This window comes from Paenibacillus sp. FSL P2-0322, from assembly GCF_037975315.1.
Classification (GTDB): domain Bacteria; phylum Bacillota; class Bacilli; order Paenibacillales; family Paenibacillaceae; genus Paenibacillus; species Paenibacillus polymyxa_B.
In genome coordinates this window covers 3,593,225-3,608,442 of the sequence record NZ_CP150243.1, presented here as the reverse complement: position 1 = coordinate 3,608,442, position 15,218 = coordinate 3,593,225, and the positions used below count along the sequence as shown (strand labels likewise).

Below are 15,218 nucleotides of genomic sequence, written 5' to 3'. Positions count from 1 at the left end.
CTTTACTCGTCAAGCGAAAGAAGCAAAGGGAGCGTGACAGCCATTGAATTTTTACTCCAGGATCAAATTGCTCGGTCTTTTGCTTGTTTTTCTTATGTGTTCTATCGGTAACGCTCAGTATGTGCAAGCAGCGCTGCCTCCACAAGCTTCTTTGGATTTGTTCGGCTCTAAAAGCATGAGGACAACCCAAGAAAGTGTAGTCCCCGATTTAAAAGTATACCCGGGGGGGCAGACGATTGGGGTCAAAGTAAAATCTTCAGGAGTGCTTGTCGTCGGTCACCATATCATTCAGGAAAGTAATGATCGTAAGGTGTCACCTGGTGAAACAGCAGGGATTCGCCTAGGGGATCGAATTACACACATGAACGGCAAGCCACTCAATAGCCTGGCAAGGGTTGCTGAGGCAGTAGACGAAGCAGGTAAGAACAAAAAACCGCTCGACATCACGCTTTGTCGAGGGGAGCAGACCATTTCCACCAAGTTAACACCAGCATATGATCAAGATGATAAAGCGTGGCGGCTTGGGTTGTATATTAGGGACTCGGCTGCAGGTGTAGGTACATTAACGTTTTACGCACCGGACCAGGGTGTATACGGGGCCTTGGGTCACGTAATTACCGATATGAATACCCAAACCCCTATTGTCGTGGGGAGCGGAGAGATTGTGCAATCCAATGTGACGTCAATTGCGAAAAGCCAAAGTGGGGAACCAGGAGAAAAACGCGCTCATTTTCTCAAAGATCATCGGGTATTAGGAAATATTGAACGAAATACGAATTTCGGAATCTTTGGGAAAATGTCAGATGAGCCGCAATATGGATTGTATTCGACTCCTATTCCAGTGGCTCTTGCGAATGAAGTAAAAGAAGGACCGGCAGAAATTTTAACTGTGCTGGAAGGTCAACAAATTCAGCGGTTTCAGGCGGAAATTGTACACATCTCTCAGCAGGACAAACCAGCAACCAAAGGACTTGTGATACGCATTGTAGATCCAAAGCTACTGGATAAGACCGGGGGAATCGTGCAAGGAATGAGCGGTAGTCCGATTATCCAAAATGGTAAGCTTATCGGGGCTGTGACACATGTATTTGTGAATGATCCTAAATCAGGTTACGGTTGTTTTATCGAATGGATGCTGCGCGATGCAGGAATCATGCAGAATAACGTAAGCTTGAAATCATCTTCTAATCTTAAGGCGAGCTAGTGGCCTTAAGATTTTTTTGTCGAAAAGCAGGGGAATAACTCATAATTGCAAGATAAAGAATCAATTATAATAGAAACTCTAAAAAAAATAAATAAAAATAATTTTCGACAGAAGGAATTCATAATTCGATGTCGAAATCATATACTCCGACAAGAAATATTTATATACTGTAAACAGATATCACAATGGAATATCACTCAATGAGGAGGAAGTACATTGCAAAAAATTGAGGTATTGTTGGCTGATGACAACCGGGAATTTACGAATTTGCTTGCTGAATATATTTCCGATCAGGAGGATATGGAAGTTACAGGAATCGCCTATAACGGCGAAGAAGTGCTCCAACGCATCGCAGAATCCCGCAACATACCTGATGTACTTATTTTAGATATTATTATGCCTCACCTGGATGGTCTCGGTGTGTTGGAGCGTTTGAGAGAAATGAACCTGACTCCACAGCCGAAAATCATTATGCTGACTGCATTCGGTCAAGAAAATATTACACAAAGGGCCGTACAGCTCGGGGCATCTTATTATATTTTGAAGCCGTTTGACATGGAAGTGCTGGCTAACCGTGTTCGCCAATTGGTGGGACCGCAGTTAGTTAGCAGCAGTCCGGTGACCATTTCATCCATGCGGTCCAACGTAGTACCTATGGGTAAGACGAAAAACCTGGATGCCAGTATCACAGCCATCATACATGAAATTGGTGTACCAGCTCACATCAAGGGCTATCAATATTTACGTGAAGCCATTACGATGGTGTACAATAATATCGAAATTTTGGGAGCCATCACCAAAACATTATATCCGGCAATCGCCGAAAAGTTCAAAACGACGGCATCTCGCGTAGAACGCGCCATTCGTCATGCTATCGAGGTAGCATGGACCCGTGGAAATATCGACAGCATTTCACACCTGTTCGGTTACACCATTAATATCAGTAAGTCCAAACCAACCAATAGTGAATTCATAGCGATGGTGGCAGATAAGCTGCGGATTGAGAATAAGGTGTCCTGAAAGAGTCAGAATGATTGATGAAGCAAGGGATTTTTGGGGTTTGACGTTTATCAATGATAATTGCAGGGATGGCTTCTAATCTCCAAAACAGCCGCCCAGATTACCGATAAACTTCTGAATAGTAGAAAACTAATACCGCCTTTTTATTGGTTCTTCCAAGAACCAGTAAAGGAGCGGTATTTTTTATGAACGATTTTCAATTTCAACTGGACAATTTAAAGTTTTCTTCAATTATCGTCATTTCATTGCTATCAGTCGTCGTTCTACCAAGGGAGAGAGTTGGAATTGTTATTGAACTATTGCTTGATCGACAAGCTCTATAAGAAATATAATTAAAACAATCTTTCAAATGAGGTGAATCGGATGTCATTCCGTATTGTTCGAGGTATTTAGTTTCCGGGCTGGAAAAAACGCGTACCAGCCGTCAAGGGAGAAGTCTATCCTTTTGGCTACAAAAACTAAAATTCTGAATGATATCGGTCTGCTAACTCGTAGTTTTTATCCTTAATTGGAAGGTGGAAGAAAAATGAATTCAATAGAATATAAAGAGTTTTATGATAAGGTTGGAAAAATCAACGGATGGGATTTCAGCAATGTGAAATGTATCTCCAAAGGAGTAAAATGGGACTTCTACAATGAAGTGGCGAAGACATGCAAGAAGTCGGATATATTGCTTGATATCGGTACTGGCGGCGGGGAAGCAATTTTATCAATAGCAGATTCTGCATTACTTCTAGTTGGGATTGACCATTCCACCGGAATGATTGAAACAGCAACCAAGAATTCTGCTGAATCAGACATAGCAAATGTTCGTTTTCTCCAGATGGATGCTGAAAATCTGAATTTTCCTGAGAACTTCTTTAATGTAACCTCTTCTCGACATTCATGTTTTTATGCAAAAGAAATAGCAAAGGTGTTAGTAAAGGGTGGTATGTTCCTGACACAGCAAGTAAGCGAAAACGACAAATTAAATATTAAAGAAGCGTTTGGAAGAGGACAGGCATGGGGTGCTAAGAAAGACTCGTTAAAAGCTAAATATATTACCGAATTAAGTGATGCGGGCTTTAACGATATACAGTCATTTGAATTCAATGCAAACGAATATTATCAGACTCCTGCAGACTTAATATTCCTCTTGAAACACACTCCAATTATTCCTAACTTCGGAGAAAAAGAAATTGATTTTCAAATACTCCAACAATTTATTGTGGACAATCAAACCGAAATAGGAATAAGAACAAATTCAGAACGATTTATGGTGATTGCTAGGAAGTAAAACATAAAGGGATACCCGTTTCTGGGTATCCTTTTTTTAGAACTTATAAGTTTGATGGAATAAGTGAATAAAGATTTTCAGCATCTCCCTCGCTATATGACGATACAATTGTTGGGGATTCTAAAACATAATGCTCTCCACGAGGTTATAAAATAAACCTGAATCAGTTGCACCAACCATCACGAAGGGAAATTTTCCTTTTGTAAACAGTTCTGAAATTCTCTTTAATTTTGATATAAACAAAGTGTCGTTTCTTGTCGATATAGTATCTAATATAAAGAGAACTGAGGAGCGAATATATGAAATTTAACATTCGAACAAAATTGATATTGGGTTTTCTTGCGGTAATAATCCTGCTGATCGTGATTAGTACAGTATCTATCTCAAAAATGAAAAACCTAGGTGACACTTCGATGGCAATTGATAGCCATTGGATGCCAAGTGTGACCATACTGGGAACACTAAATGGTGATGTATCTGATGTAGAGCGGATTTCATTAAACATTATTGTAGAACGTGACCCAGAGGAAATGGAGAAGGTTCAGGCCGAATATGATAAGGTTTTAAAAAAGGTCGAGGACGGCCGCAAAACATACGAAAAATTAATTGCTACCCCTAAAGAACGCGAAATGTACGAAGAATTCTCCAAAAATTATACGGAGTATTTGGCTAAGTTGCCTGAAGTGATCGAAGCAGGTAAAGCTAATGATTATGCTCAATCAAGCATCCTTCATCAAGAGTCCTATAAGTTATGGTATAGTTCAAACGATATGATCAGTCAGCTCATTAAATTGAATGCAGATGGATCTAAACAGACTACGAAAGAAGCTGTTGACAACTTTATTTCAGGGAGACAATTGATCATCGTTTTGAGTATAGCAGCCGTTATATTAGCATTGATCATGGCAATCATCATAGCCCAAATTATTTCTAAACCTATCTTGCGGATCAGTCGTGCTGCTGAAAGTATTGCATCGGGTGATCTTACAAGTGAAGCTATCATTGTGAAGGGCAAGGACGAGATCAATACGTTGGCACATTCCTTCAATGTCATGGTTGAGAACCTTCGTCAACTGATTCAATCTGTGAGTAAGACGACTGAGTTGGTAACCACTTCCTCAGAAGAATTGACGGCCAGCGCAGAGCAAAATAGCCAAGCTTCTGCACAAATAACCGAAACGGTGCAAGAAGTAGCTACTGGAACAGGAGACCAGGTAGATATGGTGACGAAATCGTCCCAAGCTATTGAGGAAATGTCTATCGGTGTTGAGCAAATCGCCATCCGCGCGCAAAATGTATTCGCATCTGCGCAAGATGCGGCCCATAAATCGGCTGAAGGTAACCAGATGATTCAACAGGCAGTTACGCAGATGAATGCCGTGAATGATTCGATGAATGGATTGGCAGATCTCATGGCTGGATTGGGAGAGCGCTCAGACGAAATTGGCAAGATCATTGATGTTATCACCAATATTTCTAGTCAGACCAACCTTCTTGCCTTGAACGCTGCGATTGAAGCGGCCCGTGCAGGAGAACATGGTCGCGGATTTGCTGTAGTTGCAGGCGAAGTTCGCAAGTTGGCTGAACAATCGGCTCATTCAGCTCAACAAATTACGGAGCTAGTGGGATTGATTCAAAAGGATACTACCCATGCTATTGAGGCGGTAGCGTCTAACGGGAAGGATGTCATGACAGGTCGTGAAGTTGTACAAAATGCAGGCGCATCCTTTGAACTCATTCAGGAAACCGTAAATAAAGTGGCCAGTGAAATTGAAGAGGTTTCTGCCGGATCAGAACAAATGTCTGCAAGTACAGATGAGATTGTTGGTTTTGTCAGACAAATTTCAGCGATTGCTGAGGAAGCCGCAGCAGGGACACAACACGTATCTGCCGCAACTCAGGAACAGCTGGCGTCCATGGAGGAAATTGCTTCATCTGCAAGAAACCTGTCTACGATGGCAGAGGATCTGCAAGGGCAAATTGGTAAATTCAAAGTATAATTCGTATACTGCTTTTTATGTTTCAGAGGAACTAGCTGCTCTATTGTGAGCGGCTTTTTTCTTTTTTTATTAATATATTGTGATTAAAGGGTGGAGATATGAGGAATCTGTAATTGGAAAGATATGATATAATGGTGGGAACTTCTTTGGGTTGGAGTGACATCATGGACAATAAGACTGAACTTAAAGCAAGTGACCTACGTCAGTTAGCGATAGAAAAAATCATAGCTACACCGTTTTTGAATGATTTTAAATATCTGAAAAGCAGAAAAGTTTTGAAAAAAGAAACCAAGGAATTTATATTTGGAATTTGTTTTGGTGCGACGAAATATGGTGCATTAAAAGTTTATATTATCGTAGAATCCAAAAGAATAAAAAAGAAGTATAGTACTGGGGCTTGTTTTCACAGTGAGCTGATTGCTCTCACCAAGAAATATACGGGAAACAGGGATTACCTTGTGTCCACAGAAGCAGAAAGAGAACGGGTGATCCAAGAGATTATTGAAGATATCTACACTTTCGCGTTGCCCTTTTTCAAGCGATTTGAACATGTAGAAACACTAGCAGAACAAGTACATAAGTCAGGCTTTTTACCGCATCGCAAACGCTTTGATAAGTTTAATCCTTTGACGAAAAGATTCATTGATTTTTATTATCAAGGGGAGTAATGTAGCCATCTGGGACATTTTTGTTCTCACCATTGGGCAGTAGGTAAGCATTTTGATAAGGAGAACGAATTCAATGGGGGGGATATTATCGTTTTTCAAAAGGATGATGTACAATTTGTAAAACGGGGCAATGTACTCCTTAGGAAAAGATGATTTACCTAATATGCTCAATTTCTTGCTTAGAGGCGAGTCGGATATTGCACTGGAGGGTACGTTTTTTATATGGGTAGACAATCGGATGAACAGCACAGAGGCTGTATAACGGGTATAATTTCAATGAATAAAGCTATAGGCTAAGTCATCGCATTGAACGGGCTAGTGGTATTAACCCAATTGATTCTAAAGCAAAGGCGGGGATGAGAGCATGTGGAATAGTCTGACTTGGGTGTTCTTCGGCGTGTTGTTGGTGGCGTTGGGTTGGATTGTTAAAGCAAGGCGTAGTCGCAGCAGCAACAAACAAGTGCATGAACAGCGGGGCAGTAATGTCGTTGAATTTCGTCCTCGTAAGTCCGCTCGACAATCCCGCACAGGAAATGAATCTAAGTCTAAAGTGTCTTCCGGTTCACGCGCGAATGAAAAAGCAGCAGGTATTCAGGCGCAAACTGGGTTTGGACTGTCTGACTCTATCCAGGGCACAGGCAAGCAAAAATGCTCCTTTTGTAAAAAAGAAGACAAATTAACCTTCTATGCGGATGACAATGGATCGCTGTATGGGGTATGCAAAGAGTGTAAGCATAAGGCGGAAAGACAGGATATGTTGCCACTTTAGTCTATACAGACGATTGAGGACCATCATTAAAAAATTCTTATAATTAATAAAAACTCCCAACCGATGCAGTAAATTGGTTAGGAGTTTTTTTGTTTGTGCTTTACATTGTTATCTAATTTGCCTGTCAATCAATTCCTCAAGCGCATCTGCTATGTGATCTGGTCCATAGGATAGCTCTTCCCGGCTTAAGCTCAACCAGGCATGACGCTCATCCATATCAAAGGCAGTCTCCAGCCAACCAGATAACCCTCTGCCCCTGCGGTCTACTTCTACAAGCACATGCACACCCTCGGGTTCCAACTGCATAATCAGCTCCAGCTCCTCGATATCACGTGCATACTCTGATCCGGGCGTAAATTCAAATTCCTGTACGTACGGAACACCGCGTCCCAGCTTAGGGTGACGTTCGCAGGTGGAGGAACGGAATCGGAAGCCCAACAGGTGAACCGCCTCAAAGACTGTATTCATATAGGGATGTGGCTCGATTTTGAGTGAATCACGATCGGTTGGGTCCAAAGCCATGCCAATATCTAATGCTGTTTCCAGCCAGACGGGCTGTTTGGCATGAGTAACAGGAGTTTCCAACGGCAATCTGAAGGAAAAAGGAATTTCAAGCTCCTGTCCTTGCTGTAGATGAAAGCCATCTGATACCTTGATCCGTGCAATGCAGCAGGTGGTGGTAGTTTTTTTATCATCGTGCTCCACGATATATTCAGTCTTGAGCTCAATGTCAATTTTGCCGATTTCCTGATCAATTTTGCCGCCTTTGATGCGCATGATGCCACTAAGTTCTTCCCCAGGCACATATACGGCTTGATCTACCAGTGTATCGACTTTAGCTGAACCGATTCCTGCGCTTGCTAAGATTTTGTTGAAAAAACTCATTATTCCGTCCCCCCAGATAACCTCATGGTCATGATATACAAACGAAAACTAAAAACTTGTACAGCTTAACCGGATATACGGGGCAATGGTTCGAATCGTTCCAAAAAAATGCAAGAAAAAAGTAACTGGTACTCACGTAGGCATATTGCAGCTTGTCGATCTATCTGTCTACTAATCGCAGTTCACTTTATGAGGAGGTATAAAGCAATTTCGACAGCGAGGCTCATAAGCCTCAGAGTCACCGATCATCACAATAGGTCCTACAGTGGAAGGTTTACCATTTACCATACGTTGCGTAAATACTGCTTCCGAGCTACCGCATACAGCGCAAAAGGAAGTCAGCTTCTCGATGTCATCCGCCATGGCGAGCAGACCACCGACATAGCCGAACTCCTTGCCCCGATAATCCAGATTCAGCCCATCGGCAATTACATGCTTGCCGCAATAAGCTAACTCTTGTACGAGCGACATAATATGACGACTGAAAAACTGGACTTCGTCAAAGGCAACCACGTCGGCATCTTTTGTTTCTTGTAAAATACGCTGAACGAGCTCATCTGTGAGTTTTCTGGGGATAGAGATAGCGGGCAGCCGATATCCGATCCGGCTTACTATTTCGTCCTCGGCATAGCGGTTATCTTCAGCGGGTTTGTAAGCGACCACTTTACGATGCCCGTATTGGATTAGTTTTTGACAGCGGCGAATCAATTCGCCGGATTTTTCACTGAACATGGGGCCTGTAATAATCGTAATTCGTCCTGTAGGCAAAGCGAATTCCCCTCTCTGTAACATGTACATAACACTGTAAAACTTCTTCTCCGAAAGAAAACGCCATTATAGATTACCATAACCAGCCGCATACAGACTAGAGAAAATATATTGTTTTTCGACATGTTTTTGTATGTCTATTCCTAAAACGTAAATGTGGTCGTCATTGCTCTGCCGCCTCTGGCATGATATGGTGAAGCGTAGTGGAATGAAGGGAAGAGTGAAAGGCATGGACGAAAAAAATACGGATTATAGTGCCAAAAAAGGAGCATTACTGGAGCAAGGGCTGATCAGCCCGCAAGCTCTAGAACTCATCACTGAGCTGGAGACAGAGCTGAACTTTCTGCGCAAGCAAAATGAATCATTTCGCAAGGCGCTGCGAGCCAAATCAGCACAAAGTCCAAGGATGTCTACTAAATTACGAGATGCGCTGTATGAATGATATGGAAAGATATCTGGATTAAAGGGTTATCTTTTTTGTAGCCTATGCCTAAATGCTATATTTTGTACAGTGAAATAAAGAGAGTACAATAAGCTATATATAATCAATTGTTAATGGAGGAGAAACATGACTATACATTGTGATGTCGCTATTTTGGGTGGAGGAACCGGGGGGTATGTAGCAGCCATTCGTGCCGCCCAGCTAGGCAAGGAAGTGGTTATCATCGAAAAGGACAAGCTTGGCGGAACCTGTCTGCACCGTGGTTGCATTCCGAGTAAAGCCTTGCTGCGCAGTGCGGAAGTATATGCGACGATTAAGGAAAGTGCACAATACGGTATTGAGACATCGGGAGCACAGCTTGTATTTCCTAAGGTTCAGGAGCGTAAGGAAGCCGTTGTGGAGCAACTGCATCAAGGCGTTCAATTTTTGATGCGTAAAAATAAAATTACGGTGCTGAGCGGTAAGGGACGCGTGATTGGGCCGTCTATATTTTCTCCAAAAAGCGGGGCAGTTGCTGTGGAACTAGAAAATGGTGAGATGGAAACGATTGTTCCTACACATCTCATTATCGCAACGGGATCACGCCCGCGTGTGCTGTCCGGACTGGAGCCAGATGGCGAATTTATCCTGAGCAGTGACGAAGCGCTAACTATGGAGGAGCTACCAGCATCCCTGATTATCGTGGGCGGTGGTGTTATTGGCGTAGAGTGGGCTTCCATGCTAAATGATTTTGGCGTGGAGGTTACGGTGGTTGAAGCCGCGAATCGACTTATTCCCACGGAAGACGAAGACGTTTCGCGTGAAATGCAGCGCTTGTTAACCAAGCGTGGTGTCAAGGTGCTGACGGGTTCACAAGTGCTGGCTAAAACATACGGCAAAGATGAGGAAGGCGTACAGATTGAGGTGCAAAAAGGGGAAGAAACCGAAACCCTCAGCGCTTCCAAATTGCTCATTTCTGTAGGGCGTCAGGCAAATGTGGAAAATATCGGGCTGGAAAATACGGATATCCGCGTAGAGCGTGGCTTTATCTCGGTTAATGAGCATTTGCAGACGAATGAACCACATATTTACGCCATTGGAGATTGCATCGGCGGCTTACAACTGGCGCATGCGGCGAGCCATGAAGGTTTGCAGGCGGTTCATCATATGGCGGGCGAAGAGTTTCACAGTGTGCCTAACCATCTGATTCCGCGGTGTATTTATACACGTCCTGAAGCCGCGAGCGTCGGCTTAACGGAGCAAGAAGCCCGTGAGCGTGGACATCAGGTGAAGACAGGGAAGTTCCCTTTTCAAGCTATCGGAAAATCGCTAGTATACGGCAGTCGGGACGGCTTCGTCAAAGTAGTGGCCGACGAGAAGACCAATGATATTCTCGGTGTACATATGATCGGTACGCATGTGACGGATCTGATCAGCGAGGCCGCTCTTGCGCAACTGCTGGATGCTACGCCATGGGAAGTCGGACAACTTATTCATCCGCATCCGACGTTGTCGGAGATTTTGGGAGAAGCGATGTTGGCCGTTGATGGACAGGCGATTGGCATATAAACGTTTCAAATAAATCGGTGCTTTTCTTTTTGGGGAGAAAAGGATTATAATGGGGTTAGCCAGAGTTTAGTACCAGGTTTTAAGACAAGATGGTACTAGGTACTGGAAGTAGGATGTTTGACACTTAAGGAGGTGCCTCAATGAGTTCTAAAGGCGCTGTAGACGCTGGCTTCAGACATGAACAGCTGGGACTTACTCACGGACAAGTTATTGATATGTACAGATATATGTTGCTCGCAAGAAGATTTGACGAGCGCAACATGCTCCTGCAACGGGCAGGGAAAATTAATTTCCACGTTTCTGGCATTGGACAGGAGGCGGCACAAGTAGGTGCAGCTTTCGGCCTTGACCGGGAAAAGGACTATTTTCTTCCCTATTATCGGGATTATGGATTCGTGCTTGCGGTAGGAATGACGCCGCGCGAACTAATGCTGTCGGCATTTGCCAAGGCAGATGATCCCAATAGCGGCGGTCGCCAGATGCCAGGACATTTTGGTAGTAAACGGCTGCGTATTGTGACAGGCTCCAGCCCAGTAACGACACAGGTTCCGCATGCAGTAGGTGTAGCTTTGGCTGCCAAAATGCAGAAAAAGGATTTTGTTTCGTTTGTTACGTTTGGGGAAGGCTCCAGCAATCAGGGAGATTTTCACGAAGGCTGTAACTTTGCTGGTGTACAGAAGCTGCCAGTCATCATTATGTGCGAGAATAATCAATATGCGATATCGGTTCCGATTCATAAACAGTTGGCAGGCAAGGTAAGCGACCGTGCTTTGGGATATGGTTTTCCAGGGATTCGAGTCGATGGTAATGATGCGTTGGCGGTATATGCGGCGGTGAAGGAAGCACGGGAACGTGCTGTCCGCGGTGAAGGTCCTACGCTGATCGAAGCCATGATGTACCGTCTGTCTCCTCACTCCACCTCTGATAATGATCTGGCTTACCGGACCAAGGAGGAAGTGGATGAGAACTGGGCCAAGGATGGCGTAGCCCGTATGAAAAACTACTTGATTGAATGCGGCATTTGGGATGAGTCCAAGGATGCGGATCTGTCGGCTGAGCTGCTGCTCGAAGTCAAGGAAGCGATTGAATATGCAGATAATGCGCCTTTTCCAAAGCCCGAAGATACGCTGCTGCATGTGTATGCAGATAGCGATGGGGAGGGCCGGTAACGATGGCGATTATGGAATATATTGATGCGATTCGTCTTGCCATGAAAGAAGAGATGGAGCAGGATGAAACGGTTTTTGTATTAGGTGAGGATGTCGGGGTGAAGGGCGGCGTCTTTACAACGACAAAGGGGCTTATGGACCAATTCGGTGAGCAACGTGTCATGGATACGCCATTGGCTGAGTCGGCTATTGCCGGGGTTGCGATTGGTGCAGCCATGTACGGAATGAAGCCGATTGCCGAAATGCAATATTCGGACTTCATGCTTCCGGCTACGAATCAGATTATTAGTGAAGCAGCTAAAATCCGTTACCGCTCTAACAACGATTGGAACTGTCCTGTGGTAATCCGCGCGCCAATCGGTGGTGGTATCTTTGGTGGTTTGTATCACTCTCAGTGTCCAGAATCTATCTTTTTTGGTACGCCGGGTTTGAAAATTGTTGCTCCATTTACACCTTATGACGCAAAAGGATTGTTGAAAGCAGCTATTCGTGACCCTGATCCAGTGCTGTTTTTTGAAAATAAAAAATCCTACAAGCTGATCAAGGGTGAAGTGCCTGAGGATGATTATATCGTTCCGATTGGCAAGGCTAATCTATTACGTGAGGGTGACGATATTACGGTCATCGGATATAGCCAGCCTTTGCATTTTGTCATGCAGGCTGCTGAGGAATTGGAGAAGGAAGAGGACATTACCGCACATGTTGTGGATTTGCGCACACTCCAACCGCTGGACCGCGAAGCCATTATTGAGGCTGCACGACATACAGGTAAGGTATTAATCGTGCATGAGGACAACAAAACGGGCGGCATCGGTGCCGAGGTATCGGCAATTATTAATGAGGAGTGTCTGTTCGAGCTGGATGCGCCGATTGAGCGTCTATGTGCTCCTGATGTACCAGCCATGCCGATCAGTCCACCGATGGAGAAGTTTTATATGTTAAACAAGGATAAAGTTAAGGAAGCCATGCGCCGTCTTGCAATGTATTAATAAAAGCTAGATTGGACGAAAGCATTCCAAAAGTATAGCGGGGGCAGCGGTAAAACGCGCCCTCCTATGATGTTAAGGAGTTGAAAAAAATGTCAGACCAAACACAATGGAACGACGTGACCATGCCACAATTGGCAGAATCGCTCGTATCGGCGACAATTGCCAAATGGCTCAAACAACCTGGTGAAACGGTAGAGCAATTCGAGCCGATTTGCGAGGTTATTACAGATAAAGTGAATGCAGAAATCCCATCCACATTGGACGGCATTATGGGTGATCTGTTGGCAGAGGAAGGTCAGACAGTAGCGGTAGGCGAGTTAATTTGCCGTATCCAGACGAAGTCGACTGCACCTTCGGCGGCAACAGGAGCGACACCTGTTGCACCAGCATCTCAAAGTACCGTACAAACACAATCTCAGCAGAGTGCTGGATCGGACCAGTCCATGAGAGGACGTTTTTCCCCAGCGGTGCAAACCCTGGCTGCTGAGCATAATGTCGACTTAAGCCAAGTACCAGGCACGGGCATGGGGGGAAGAATTACCCGCAAAGACGTGCTGAATTATGTGCAGCAGGGCGGTTCTGCTCCCACTGGAGTATCTGGACAGCCGACTGCGACAACATCAGGACAAGGCTCTCCTTTTGCAGGAAGACAGCAGTCTGCCACTCAGCACAGCACACCGATTCAAAATATGGACCCTGCTATTCCGGTTCGTAACAGTGGGATTCATTTGACGGAGGCTCCAAAGGCTCCTGTGATCGAAGTTGAGGGTGGCAACAATAACAGATCCGAGTATTTTATTGATGTTACACCCATTCGCAGTGCAATTGCTCGCAATATGCGACAAAGCGTTTCCGAAATTCCACATGCATGGACGACGATTGAGGTGGATGTGACCAACCTGGTAATGCTCCGCAACAAGATCAAAAACGAGTTCAAGCAAAAAGAAGGCATTAATATTACGTATCTGGCTTTCCTCATGAAAGCAGTCGTGAATGCAATCAAAGAATATCCGATCATGAATTCGGTGTGGGCTGTGGACAAAATTATCGTCAAAAGAGATATCAATATTTCGCTAGCCGTGGGTACAGAGGACTCCGTTCTTACTCCTGTTATTAAAAAAGCGGACCAGAAAAATATTGCTGGATTAGCTCGTGAAATTGACGATTTGGCACGTAAAACCCGGGAAGGCACGCTCAAACTGGACGACATGCAAGGCGGAACGTTCACTGTAAACAACACAGGCTCCTTTGGTTCGATTTTATCTTATCCGGTAATTAACTATCCGCAGGCTGCAATTCTTACCTTTGAATCCATTGTCAAAAGACCAGTGGTTATTGATGATATGATTGCGGTTCGCTCGATGGCTAATCTGTGCTTGTCGCTGGATCATCGCATTTTGGACGGAGTGATTTGCGGACGATTCCTGCAACGGGTTAAAGAAAATCTAGAAGGCTACACTTTGGATACGAAGCTGTACTAATCATCCGAACAGTGGGGGAAATGTACGGAGAGGAAGTGATAGGCCGTGAACAGACGACCGCTTGATGTAACCTATACGAATAGGATGGAATATGCCCATGCATGGGATGTCCAGAAGGAGATTGTGGGAAAGCTGGATGCGGGAGAGGCAAGAGAAACGCTTATGCTTCTCCAGCATCCACCGACCTACACGATTGGTTCTCAGCGGCATCCTGAACATTTGCTCCTCACACCAGAGCAACTGAAGGAGCAGGGAATCAGCGTCTTTCAGATTGACCGTGGGGGAGACATTACATATCATGGGCCGGGGCAGCTTGTCGGATATCCTCTACTTATGCTCGGCAACCGGGAGGCGCTGAATCTGCACGGATACCTTCGAAGTCTGGAAGAAGTGATCATCCAGTTGTTGGCATCTTATGGGGTTGAGGGAAGCCGTAAGCCTGAATATACGGGGGTATGGATCGGGAATCTAAAAATTGCGGCCATTGGCGTCAAATTCAACAAGTGTAAGCACCGTCGGGGCTTCGTAACCAGCCATGGCTTTGCCTTTAACATCAAATCAGGGATACAGCATGAGGGCTTTGAGGGCATTGTCCCGTGCGGAATTCAGGAATACGGTGTGACATCATTGGAGGACTGCATACAGAAGCCTATGTCGGTGGAGCAGATTGCGAAGGAAATTGTACCGTTCTTTGAACAGCAATTTTCATTTGCTGCGCAATGGCAAACGCATTCTTTCCAATAAAGGTAAGGCGGGCTATTGTGTATGTACACGAAAGCCCGCCTGTTTGCTTTACGTAACAGCTCGTCCACTCAAGGCTTCAATAGTGCCTTAGAGCAGCCGGATACCTTGAGCGGTATAGTTATTATAGTGGCATAATAAACGGCTCAATTACCATGAACAGCGTAGAACCAATCATAGCTGCGAGCATAATGTAGACGAAAAAACGAACCCATTTTTTGTTCGACATGTGTAACTCCTTTAGGATAGGTTTAAGTC

The 15,218-nt window shown here is 44.5% G+C and carries 15 protein-coding genes; 12 read left to right on the top strand and 3 right to left on the bottom strand.

The features are described 5' to 3' along the window. Positions 1 to 43: 43 nt before the first annotated feature. The 6 genes from spoIVB to MKY24_RS15810 all read left to right on the top strand — a co-directional run bounded on the left by spoIVB (position 44) and on the right by MKY24_RS15810 (position 6,937). Positions 44 to 1,204, top strand: coding sequence for a SpoIVB peptidase (gene spoIVB, locus MKY24_RS15835; protein WP_023989240.1), 1,161 nt, complete (start codon positions 44 to 46; stop codon positions 1,202 to 1,204). A gap of 216 nt (positions 1,205 to 1,420) precedes the next feature. Further along, on the top strand, positions 1,421 to 2,224 hold the full coding sequence (spo0A, locus tag MKY24_RS15830; protein ID WP_023989239.1) for a sporulation transcription factor Spo0A: 804 nt from the start codon (positions 1,421 to 1,423) through the stop codon (positions 2,222 to 2,224). A 526-nt stretch (positions 2,225 to 2,750) separates the two neighbouring features. After that, the gene (locus tag MKY24_RS15825) at positions 2,751 to 3,500 is read left to right on the top strand and encodes a class I SAM-dependent methyltransferase (RefSeq protein ID WP_068941555.1); all 750 of its coding nucleotides are present in this window, start codon (positions 2,751 to 2,753) and stop codon (positions 3,498 to 3,500) included. 299 nt (positions 3,501 to 3,799) lie between these two features. Continuing rightward, positions 3,800 to 5,500, top strand: a complete 1,701-nt coding sequence (locus tag MKY24_RS15820; RefSeq protein WP_339200302.1) for a methyl-accepting chemotaxis protein — start codon at positions 3,800 to 3,802, stop codon at positions 5,498 to 5,500. 113 nt (positions 5,501 to 5,613) lie between these two features. Beyond that, a complete protein-coding gene (locus tag MKY24_RS15815; protein ID WP_233903742.1) occupies positions 5,614 to 6,168 on the top strand; it encodes a hypothetical protein in 555 nt (184 codons plus the stop codon). Between the two features lie 364 nt (positions 6,169 to 6,532). Further along, positions 6,533 to 6,937 (top strand): hypothetical protein, encoded by a 405-nt coding sequence (locus MKY24_RS15810; RefSeq protein ID WP_023989234.1) that lies wholly within the window; start codon positions 6,533 to 6,535, stop codon positions 6,935 to 6,937. A gap of 108 nt (positions 6,938 to 7,045) precedes the next feature. Here MKY24_RS15810 and MKY24_RS15805 read toward each other — a convergent pair whose 3' ends face one another. Both MKY24_RS15805 and MKY24_RS15800 read right to left on the bottom strand, forming a co-directional pair. Then, positions 7,046 to 7,822, bottom strand: a complete 777-nt coding sequence (locus tag MKY24_RS15805; protein WP_023989233.1) for a sporulation protein — start codon at positions 7,820 to 7,822, stop codon at positions 7,046 to 7,048. A gap of 171 nt (positions 7,823 to 7,993) precedes the next feature. Further along, complete coding sequence (locus tag MKY24_RS15800) at positions 7,994 to 8,590, bottom strand: thymidine kinase (RefSeq protein WP_023989232.1); 597 nt, start codon at positions 8,588 to 8,590, stop codon at positions 7,994 to 7,996. A gap of 208 nt (positions 8,591 to 8,798) precedes the next feature. On the opposite strand from MKY24_RS15800, the gene MKY24_RS15795 reads away from it, so the two are divergent. From MKY24_RS15795 to lipB, 6 genes are all read left to right on the top strand, one after another. After that, positions 8,799 to 9,032: a hypothetical protein gene (locus MKY24_RS15795; RefSeq protein ID WP_013310799.1), complete on the top strand. Its 234-nt coding sequence runs from the start codon at positions 8,799 to 8,801 to the stop codon at positions 9,030 to 9,032. A gap of 126 nt (positions 9,033 to 9,158) precedes the next feature. Continuing rightward, on the top strand, positions 9,159 to 10,580 hold the full coding sequence (gene lpdA / locus MKY24_RS15790; protein ID WP_339200301.1) for a dihydrolipoyl dehydrogenase: 1,422 nt from the start codon (positions 9,159 to 9,161) through the stop codon (positions 10,578 to 10,580). A gap of 140 nt (positions 10,581 to 10,720) precedes the next feature. After that, positions 10,721 to 11,749, top strand: coding sequence for a thiamine pyrophosphate-dependent dehydrogenase E1 component subunit alpha (locus MKY24_RS15785; protein WP_339200300.1), 1,029 nt, complete (start codon positions 10,721 to 10,723; stop codon positions 11,747 to 11,749). Between the two features lie 2 nt (positions 11,750 to 11,751). After that, positions 11,752 to 12,738: an alpha-ketoacid dehydrogenase subunit beta gene (locus tag MKY24_RS15780; RefSeq protein ID WP_068941564.1), complete on the top strand. Its 987-nt coding sequence runs from the start codon at positions 11,752 to 11,754 to the stop codon at positions 12,736 to 12,738. A gap of 89 nt (positions 12,739 to 12,827) precedes the next feature. Then, positions 12,828 to 14,219 carry a dihydrolipoamide acetyltransferase family protein gene (locus MKY24_RS15775; RefSeq protein ID WP_076159528.1) on the top strand — a complete coding sequence of 464 codons (1,392 nt, stop codon included), beginning with the start codon at positions 12,828 to 12,830 and terminating at the stop codon, positions 14,217 to 14,219. A gap of 45 nt (positions 14,220 to 14,264) precedes the next feature. Next, the gene (gene lipB / locus MKY24_RS15770; RefSeq protein ID WP_068941567.1) at positions 14,265 to 14,963 is read left to right on the top strand and encodes a lipoyl(octanoyl) transferase LipB; all 699 of its coding nucleotides are present in this window, start codon (positions 14,265 to 14,267) and stop codon (positions 14,961 to 14,963) included. A gap of 121 nt (positions 14,964 to 15,084) precedes the next feature. On the opposite strand, the gene prli42 is transcribed toward lipB, so the two are convergent. Then, positions 15,085 to 15,189, bottom strand: coding sequence for a stressosome-associated protein Prli42 (gene prli42 / locus MKY24_RS15765; protein WP_023989226.1), 105 nt, complete (start codon positions 15,187 to 15,189; stop codon positions 15,085 to 15,087). Between the last annotated feature and the right edge of the window lie 29 nt (positions 15,190 to 15,218).